The 7,854-nt window shown below is 46.7% G+C and carries 9 protein-coding genes; 7 read left to right on the top strand and 2 right to left on the bottom strand.

The genetic code is table 11. The features are described from left to right. Positions 1–692: phosphate ABC transporter substrate-binding protein PstS family protein (locus tag ACRC32_RS03000; RefSeq protein WP_438552578.1), on the bottom strand; the 692-nt coding region annotated here is incomplete at its 3' end. Positions 693–1,106: 414 nt separating this feature from the next. On the opposite strand from ACRC32_RS03000, the gene ACRC32_RS02995 reads away from it, so the two are divergent. Both ACRC32_RS02995 and lspA read left to right on the top strand, forming a co-directional pair. Then, entirely contained in the window at positions 1,107–1,694 is a 588-nt protein-coding gene (locus ACRC32_RS02995) for a biotin transporter BioY (RefSeq protein WP_438552579.1), read from the top strand. A 58-nt stretch (positions 1,695–1,752) separates the two neighbouring features. Further along, positions 1,753–2,238, top strand: coding sequence for a signal peptidase II (gene lspA, locus ACRC32_RS02990; protein ID WP_317104707.1), 486 nt, complete (start codon positions 1,753–1,755; stop codon positions 2,236–2,238). A gap of 95 nt (positions 2,239–2,333) precedes the next feature. On the opposite strand, the gene ACRC32_RS02985 is transcribed toward lspA, so the two are convergent. Then, positions 2,334–2,924 carry a hypothetical protein gene (locus tag ACRC32_RS02985; RefSeq protein WP_438552577.1) on the bottom strand — a complete coding sequence of 197 codons (591 nt, stop codon included), beginning with the start codon at positions 2,922–2,924 and terminating at the stop codon, positions 2,334–2,336. Between the two features lie 177 nt (positions 2,925–3,101). Here ACRC32_RS02985 and ACRC32_RS02980 point away from each other — a divergent pair, with 177 nt between their 5' ends. From ACRC32_RS02980 to ACRC32_RS02960, 5 genes are all read left to right on the top strand, one after another. Next, positions 3,102–3,236, top strand: a complete 135-nt coding sequence (locus ACRC32_RS02980) for a hypothetical protein (protein ID WP_438552576.1) — start codon at positions 3,102–3,104, stop codon at positions 3,234–3,236. Positions 3,237–3,381: 145 nt separating this feature from the next. Continuing rightward, positions 3,382–5,667, top strand: coding sequence for a transglycosylase domain-containing protein (locus ACRC32_RS02975; RefSeq protein ID WP_438552575.1), 2,286 nt, complete (start codon positions 3,382–3,384; stop codon positions 5,665–5,667). 143 nt (positions 5,668–5,810) lie between these two features. After that, positions 5,811–6,701 carry a TIGR02587 family membrane protein gene (locus tag ACRC32_RS02970; RefSeq protein ID WP_438552574.1) on the top strand — a complete coding sequence of 297 codons (891 nt, stop codon included), beginning with the start codon at positions 5,811–5,813 and terminating at the stop codon, positions 6,699–6,701. Continuing rightward, on the top strand, positions 6,698–7,084 hold the full coding sequence (locus ACRC32_RS02965; RefSeq protein WP_438552573.1) for a hypothetical protein: 387 nt from the start codon (positions 6,698–6,700) through the stop codon (positions 7,082–7,084). The genes ACRC32_RS02970 and ACRC32_RS02965 overlap by 4 nt, the downstream gene beginning before the upstream one ends. A gap of 140 nt (positions 7,085–7,224) precedes the next feature. After that, positions 7,225–7,854, top strand: a 630-nt coding sequence (locus tag ACRC32_RS02960) for a hypothetical protein (RefSeq protein ID WP_438552572.1), incomplete at its 3' end; no start/stop codon positions are given.

Below are 7,854 nucleotides of genomic sequence, written 5' to 3'. Positions count from 1 at the left end.
GCACTCACACCTTGTACTAAGGTATTGTCATCCTCAGATGCAGTGTAGTCTCCTCGGCTTTCACCTTCTTTGCCCACAACAGCGTTAGTAAAGAAATCGTAAGTACCGGAATCAGTTCCGGGACCATAAAGCCCTAATTTTTGGTTGGGGAACTCAGGGCGAATTTGATTCCAAGTTGTGACTTTACCTTGAGCTGCTGGTTCCCACATTTTTTTGAGTTCAGCGATCGTCAAGCATTGAGCAAACTTGTTTTGCGGGTTCACTACGACCGATATACCATCATAGGCTACTGGTAACTCGATATATTCAACGTTACCTTTTTTACACAGTTCTACTTCTTCTGCCTTAATCGGACGGGAAGCGTTGGAAATATCTGTTTCGTTGTTGCAGAATTTCTTGAATCCGCCACCAGTGCCAGACTGAGCTACCGTGACTTGGACACCAGGATTTGCTTTTTGAAATTCCTCTGCCATTGCTTCGGAAATGGGAAACACGGTGCTGGAGCCGTCTACCTTGACTGTCCCAGATAAATTAGAGCCAGTAGTCGTATTTGCTGCTGGACTTGCACCTTCTCCTTGAGGAGAGGCAGGTGCGTTACTTGCAGTCTGGTTACCACTGCCACAAGCAGTTACTCCCAAGACTAAAACCACAGCCGAAGCAAGGGATGCTACACGAATATTGCGAGAAAGCATACTATTTGTTATTTCTGGAATCTTTGCACGGATACTCCTAGAGGAGTATGGGGCTTTTACTATAGATATGTTATTACTTGGCAGTTAAGTGAAGGTTAATGGTAACTATAAATATTCCTTTAGGTAGATTATCACCTTTTGCTAGTGCTGAGAAGCCAGGTTTGTATCCGAGTTTGTTACTTCCAGATTTGTATCAAATATTGCCATTATCATAGCATCGATCGCATGTTGGAACTGCGGAGCGCTGCAACAACGGGAAAAGATAATTTAGATGACAGCTTAACACAACTTTGAGTTCCACCAATCGCCTAGATGGACGTGATAATATAGCCAGTGCAACGCCAGAAGAATCGCGGTCGCGCTGCATTCAGACAAAAGCGTCAACTAAATCTCTATTATTGGCTTTTATCGCTAGTGGCTGTTCCTAACCAATTTCTTTGGTCTCTGATTGGTTTGCTTCTTACTATTGGTGGCACTTTTGTAGAAGCACATATAACTAGTGCGCCGGTGAGTTGGCACGAGCGCGGGATACAGACAATTTCTTTAGGTGTCACCTGTCAAATTGGTGCTGTCCTACTCGTAGGTTGTTTGGGTGGCAAAAGTGCGGCAGCATTATCCCAAATTGCTTATTTATTGCTCGGCTTGGTTTGGTTGCCAATATTTGCTCAAGGTGGCGGTTTTGGCTACTGGCGAGAACTCAATTTTGGATACGTATTGGGTTTTATTCCTGGGGCTTGGGTCTGTGGCTTACTGGCGTTTCGACTAGATGCAATGAAACTAGAGAGTCTTGCTGGTAGCTGTCTAGGTGGCTTGCTGATAATTCACCTCTGCGGTTTAGCATATTTGTTGCCTAGCCAAATTTTCCATTGGGCAAGCACGCAAGCTCAATCTATAATTCAACCTATACTTCAGTATTCTTGGTATCCTCTCCCAGGACAACTAGCTGTAGTCTGTGCTGTCTCTATTATCGCTTATGGCTGGAGACTGATAATGTTTTATTAGTCATTTGTTATTCGTCATTTGTCATTTGCCGTGACTGATAACTAATGATCGATGACCAATGACCAATGACCAAATTATGAAAAATCGCCGTTTCTGGATGGCAGCGATCGCCAGTTTTATCTTAGACCAGTTAACTAAATTCTGGGTGGTACAAAGTTTTGACTTGGGCGAAACTTACCCAATTTGGTCTAATGTGTTTCATTTCACCTATGTGACCAACACTGGTGCTGCCTTCAGTTTGTTTGCTGGCGAAGTGGGTTGGTTACGCTGGCTATCTCTGATAGTGAGTTTGCTGTTAATTGCGTGGGCTTATTTTGGTCCGCCAATGAAACCTCTGGAACAATGGGGCTATGGTTTCATTTTGGGAGGAGCGTTAGGCAACGGGATCGATCGCTTTTTTGCGGGTTACGTGGTCGATTTCTTAGATTTTCGGCTAATTGGATTTCCTGTTTTTAACCTGGCAGATGTGTCGATCAATTTGGGCATTGTCTGCATCCTAATTGCAAGTTTGCCGAAAGTCTCTACTCTTAAGAGATTGCGATAAAAAAATGAATGTAGAGACATTACATGTAACGTCTCTACATACTAAATATCAAAGCATTAAGATTGCTAACAAATGCCTGCTTTTACCAACTCAAATTAGGGAGTTGTAGGAGCTGGCTCAGTTCCAGGGGTGGTAGGCTCAGATCCTGCGGGAGGTGGTGCAGTGCCAGGATCGCTAGGAACAGTACCATCGGGAGCTGGCGCACTCTCGGGAGTAGTGGGCATCGTCCCATCGGGAGCTGGCGCAGTTCCAGGGTCGCCGCTAGGCATAGAGCCATCAGGAGCCGGAGCGGTCTCGGGGGTGGTAGGCATAGAGCCATCAGGAGCCGGGGCAGTGCCAGGATCGCTAGGCATAGAGCCATCAGGAGCCGGAGCAGTCTCGGGAGTGGTGGGCATCGTCCCATCGGGAGCTGGCGCAGTCTCGGGAGTAGTAGCGTCTGGAGCTGGTGCAGTCTCGGGAGTAGTAGCATCGGGAGCTGCTTCAGTACCAGTAGGCGCACCACCAGTTAAAGGCTGACCACCAGGACAACGAGAATTCAACGGAAACTTTTCGCAGAGGATTTTCTTCCCTTCTTCTGAAAGCTTAATCTCTGGGGGTTCTTTAGTGGCTTCTTGAGCAAATGCGGCGTGGCTCGATAGAGTTAGTGCAAATGCCGCACCTAATAGTGATAAAAACTTGATCTTCATCCCACTCACACCTCAGATTAAATATTTCTGATTAAGTCAAAAACAAATTTCGTTAAATGGTACCATATTCCCTATGAAAAGTCAAGATATATAATAAATTTTCAGAGGAAACCGACTCAATCAAAACTTGTTTGCCAAGCAGATATACATATTGAAAAGCACTATAAATGCGTTAAAGTGAGTCTGCGTAGAAAGTTAGAGAATTTTTACCTGCTAAGTAGAATGGTAGCAGAAGCGATCGCGATCGGAATCCGTAGCAGTCGTTGTGTTATTGAGAAAGAGCGAAGACAGCAAGTAGCGAGCAGGCACTAGCGATCGCCGATCGCAATTGAACTACCAGCTACAATTCACCAGAGACTTGCTCACGCTCGACGATCGATGACAATCGCTGATTTGGCATAATAGATAGAATTTCTGCCAACGCTAAAAAAATTAATTCCTGCTGCCTGAGTAGAACATGACCCCTCCCCAGCCACCGCGAAAACCGCAAACATTGCTCAGTCGAGCAACTCAGGTAGTCAAAACGCTTCAAGCTAAAGTGCAGATTCCAGGGCTTGCCCTGAAGCCAAACGCCAGAGTTGCCGAATTGTGGATACAGGATGCGGGGACAGACAAAGCAGAAACTTATCCTCTACTAGGCGATCGCTACTTGATCGGACGCAGTGCTAAATCTTGCGATATCGTCGTTCGTAACCCTGTTGTCAGCCAGATTCATCTGTCATTAGCTAGAGATACTAGCAAGAGGCGATCGCCCTTCGTCCTGCGGGATGAAAATTCTACGAATGGCATTTACTGGGGTAAGCGCCGCGTTGCCGCGATCGAACTTCATCACGGTGATGTTTTCACTCTCGGTCCTCCAGAACTTGCTGCTGCCGTGCGGATGAAATTCCATAATCCTCCACCTCAGTATGTCCGCACGCTGCAATGGGTGGCAGGTGGGATTGGTGGCGTGACGGCATTGCTGGTGCTCATTGTAGGGTATGAGTGGACGAAGTTTTCTGTCACTCCTTTACCTGCTGCAACTGGAGGTCCAACGATCGTTTTTGCCCGCGATGGAGAAACGATGCTACGTCAACCTCGCAGTACGGCACATACAGACCTGCAAAACTTGCAAGACTTTTCAACTTATTTGCCTAAAGCCGTTATCGCCTCCGAAGATAGCCGCTATTACTGGCATTTTGGCGTTGACCCCATCGGAATTTTACGCGCCACGGTCGTCAATGTCGGTAGTCGAGAATTCGAGCAAGGGGCAAGTACTGTCACCCAACAGGTAGCGCGGAGTATATTTCGCAGCTACGTCGGCGCAGAGGACTCGTTAGGACGGAAGTTGCGCGAGGCAATGGTGGCGCTGAAGCTGGAAACGTTTTATAGCAAAGATTTTATTCTACTCATGTATCTCAACCGCGTCTTTTTAGGGGCGGATACATACGGCTTTGAAGATGCAGCGCGATTCTATTTTGATAAATCAGCCAAGGAACTCAATCTTTCGGAAGCTGCGACTTTAGTGGGAATTTTACCCTCTCCCAACGGATTTAATTTTTGTGGTGATGTGCGCAGCAACCAAAAAGCAATTGAATACCGCAACCGCGTTATTAGTCGGATGTTGGCGCAAGGAATGGTGACGACAGAAGAAGCAAATCGGGCGCGGCGATCGCAAATTGAAGTGAGTTCTCGCGTCTGTGAAGCCCAAGCCAACACGATTGCGCCATACTTTTACAATGCCATCTTTCAAGAACTGCAAGCAATTTTGGGCAAAGAACTAGCAGCAGAAGGCAATTATATTGTCGAAACCCAGCTCGATCCAGATATGCAAGCCAAAGCAGAAGAAGCTTTACGCAACTCGGTACGGCAAGCTGGAACAAGTATCGGCTATTCCCAAGGGGCAGTGGTCACCCTCGATGCTAGTACTGGTGCAGTGCTGGCGATGGTGGGAGGCACTGATTACAAAACCAGTCAGTTCAACCGGGTGACTCAAGCTCAACGCCAACCCGGTTCGGCTTTTAAACTTTTTACCTATACTGCGGCGATCGAAAAAGGAATTTCCCCCAGTAAATATTATTCTTGTGCGCCTGTATCTTGGCAAGGACAGCGATTTCGCGGCTGCGTTCGCGGCAGTGACGAGCTAGATGTAGCGACGGGGTTAGCCCTATCGGAAAACCCGATTGCCCTGCGAGTTGCTCAGGATGTAGGGTTAGATAGCATTATGCGGATGGCGCAAAGATTGGGCATTCAGTCGCCCTTGCAACCAGTCCCAGGCTTAGTATTGGGACAAAGCGAAACTAATTTACTAGAAATGACCGGAGCATACAGCGCGATCGCGAATGATGGCGTGTGGAACCGTCCCCATCTGATTATGAGGATATTAGATAGTAGCGACTGTGGCGATCGCAAAGACTTGAAAACCTGTCGCGAGATTTACGCTTACAATCGCACCCAAACTACAAATCGGCGGATACTCAGCCCAGGAGTAGCCCAGACAGTAACTTCCATGCTACGCGGAGTGGTAGAACGCGGTACTGGTACGGCAGCAAATATCGGACTGGGTGAGGAAGCAGGTAAAACTGGTACGAGTGGTTTAGCAGCAAGAAATCAAAACTTTGACCTTTGGTTTATTGGGTTTCTTACCAGAGAAAAATTCGTTACAGGGGTATGGTTGGGTAACGATAATAATGCTCCTATGTCCGGTTATGGGGTACAAGCAGCGCGTTTGTGGGGCAATTATATGCGAGAAGTGGTGCGGTAATAACGTTCTTGAGGGCGCACAACCGTGCGCCCCTACAAATATATTTCTCGGTCAAAAATCTAACTTTCAGCTCTCATGAAGTAGCTAAATAACTGAGAGAATTGTGCTGTAGAACACAAAAAAGGCTGATTAGCCCGATAAGTATGAATCGTCGGCTAAAACTAGAGCGATCGCTTGCTAAGTCGCTACAAGAATACCTCAGAGGCATTACTGGGGGATTGTTATTTAGCTTGCCTCTGCTGTACACGATGGAAGTGTGGTGGACTGGGTTTACCGTCCATCCCGTGCGTTTGTTAATTTATGTACTAGCTACTTTTACACTGCTCTTGGCATACAACCGCTATGCAGGCTTGCGCAGATCTGCTGGTGCGTTAGAAGTCGCGATCGATTCCGTGGAGGAAATGGGTATAGGATTAGTCGTTGCTGCCGTCATGCTGTGGCTGTTAGGGCAAATTAATACTGATATGACCCTGACAGAAATTAGTGGCAAAATTATTGTCGAAGCAATGACCGTTGCTATTGGCGTATCTGTTGGGACTGCCCAACTCGGCGGAGAAGCCAAGCAAGAAGGCGATACGGGAATGCAGGGAGAAGATTCCCAATCTAGTTCCAGCCCCGTACCTTTTTTGGCAGATGACGAAGGCGATTTTGGCGGACAAATTGCGATCGCCTTATGTGGAGCAGTATTATTTGCTACTAATGTTGCCCCTACAGAGGAAATTATTGTTATTGCAATTGAATCTTCTATAGGACGACTGCTAGGGCTTGCCTTATTGTCAATTCTACTTGCCGTGCTAATTCTGTTTTATAGCGACTTTACTGGTTCCCAGCGCTTCAGCCAGATCAGGGGAATTAAAAACATTTTATTTGGTGCGGTTGTTACTTACGCGATCGCTCTAATTGTAGGGGCGGCTATCCTCTGGTTTTTCGGACGCTTTGACGATACAACTCTCTTCATTTGTCTAGCTCAAACCGTTGTTTTAGGAGTCGCTTCTACTTTGGGGGCTTCTGCTGGGAGGCTATTGTTGCAATGAAAAAACTAGAAAAAAATTGGTTAGAGTGGATTGTTTTTGTTATTAGTCTCATTCTCGTATTATTTACGCTGGGTTACATAGTTTATGACGGTGCAACTTTAGGTGACACTCCACCAAATATCGAACTACAACTCGGTCAACCTCAACCGCAAAGCGATCGCTTTATCGTTCCCGTCACTGCTAAAAATCGCGGCGATGAAACAGCAGAAACCGTACAAATCGAAGTGACGCTCAACAGCGATGGTAGAGAAGAAGAAACTGCCGAATTTGAAATTGCTTTTCTTCCCCGTCACTCAACTCGTCGAGGCTGGGTCACATTTCAAACCGATCCTCGAACCGCAGAACAAATTAAAGCACGGGTACTGGGATTTGAAAAACCATGAATAAAAGTCAAAAGTTAAAAGTCAAAAGTCAAAAGTTAAAAGTCACTGATAACTGATAACTGACTTTGGAACCTTATGATTCTTCCGCAAGTCTTGTTATTTAACAGGTTTAGCAATATATAGCGGAGAAGAACAAGTATATGCTTACTTTTAAACCCTGGCAGACAGGGACAGCTTTTCTTATGGCTTTAACTATTGGTACTAGCGCTACCCTACCGATGGTAATGACAGATCCAGCAACGGCTCAGGTGTTCCCATCGTCGCCAGGAAGTAGTAGAATCAGCGATCGCACGACTATTCGGGCTGGGGCAAGAATTCCCGTGCGCTATGACGAAGCCGAAAAGATCGTTATCAGTCCGAAAGAGAGGATGCGCTTAACTCTTACGGTAGCTGCCAACATTTCTAACCGCAACGGCACGGTATTAATTCCCGCCGGAAGTCTAATTGAGGGCGAACTCGTTCCTGCTGATGGTGGTTCTCAATTTATTGCCAGAAATCTAATTATGGATGATGGCAGACGGCAATCAATCGATGCTTCCTCTGATGTCATTGAAACTACCCAGCTGCGTAGGGGAGTAAGTACGGGATCGATTCTCAAAGGTGCAGTCGTGGGAGCTGCCGCTGGCGCAGCTTTAGGTGGACTGACAGGCAATCGCCGTATTTCTACCGGAGAGGTATTAATCGGTACGGGAGTCGGTGCTGCGGGTGGAGCGGTGCTAGGACGTAAAAAAGCTGATGTAGTTGTCATTAACCCTGACACCGACTTAGAT

The organism is Chroococcidiopsis sp. (assembly GCF_051657925.1).
Lineage (GTDB): Bacteria > Cyanobacteriota > Cyanobacteriia > Cyanobacteriales > Chroococcidiopsidaceae > Chroococcidiopsis.
The sequence above is the reverse complement of the archived record's forward strand: the minus strand, read 5'-3'. Positions and strand labels throughout refer to the sequence as shown.

What these genes read in the sequence shown, in the direction of transcription:
- lspA (WP_317104707.1), top strand. Translation starts at nt 1,753, where the DNA reads ATGACCAATGACCAAATTATGAAAAATCGCCGTTTCTGGATGGCAGCG.
- ACRC32_RS02985 (WP_438552577.1), bottom strand. Translation starts at nt 2,924, where the DNA reads ATGAAGATCAAGTTTTTATCACTATTAGGTGCGGCATTTGCACTAACT.
- ACRC32_RS02975 (WP_438552575.1), top strand. Translation starts at nt 3,382, where the DNA reads ATGACCCCTCCCCAGCCACCGCGAAAACCGCAAACATTGCTCAGTCGA.
- ACRC32_RS02970 (WP_438552574.1), top strand. Translation starts at nt 5,811, where the DNA reads ATGAATCGTCGGCTAAAACTAGAGCGATCGCTTGCTAAGTCGCTACAA.
- ACRC32_RS02965 (WP_438552573.1), top strand. Translation starts at nt 6,698, where the DNA reads ATGAAAAAACTAGAAAAAAATTGGTTAGAGTGGATTGTTTTTGTTATT.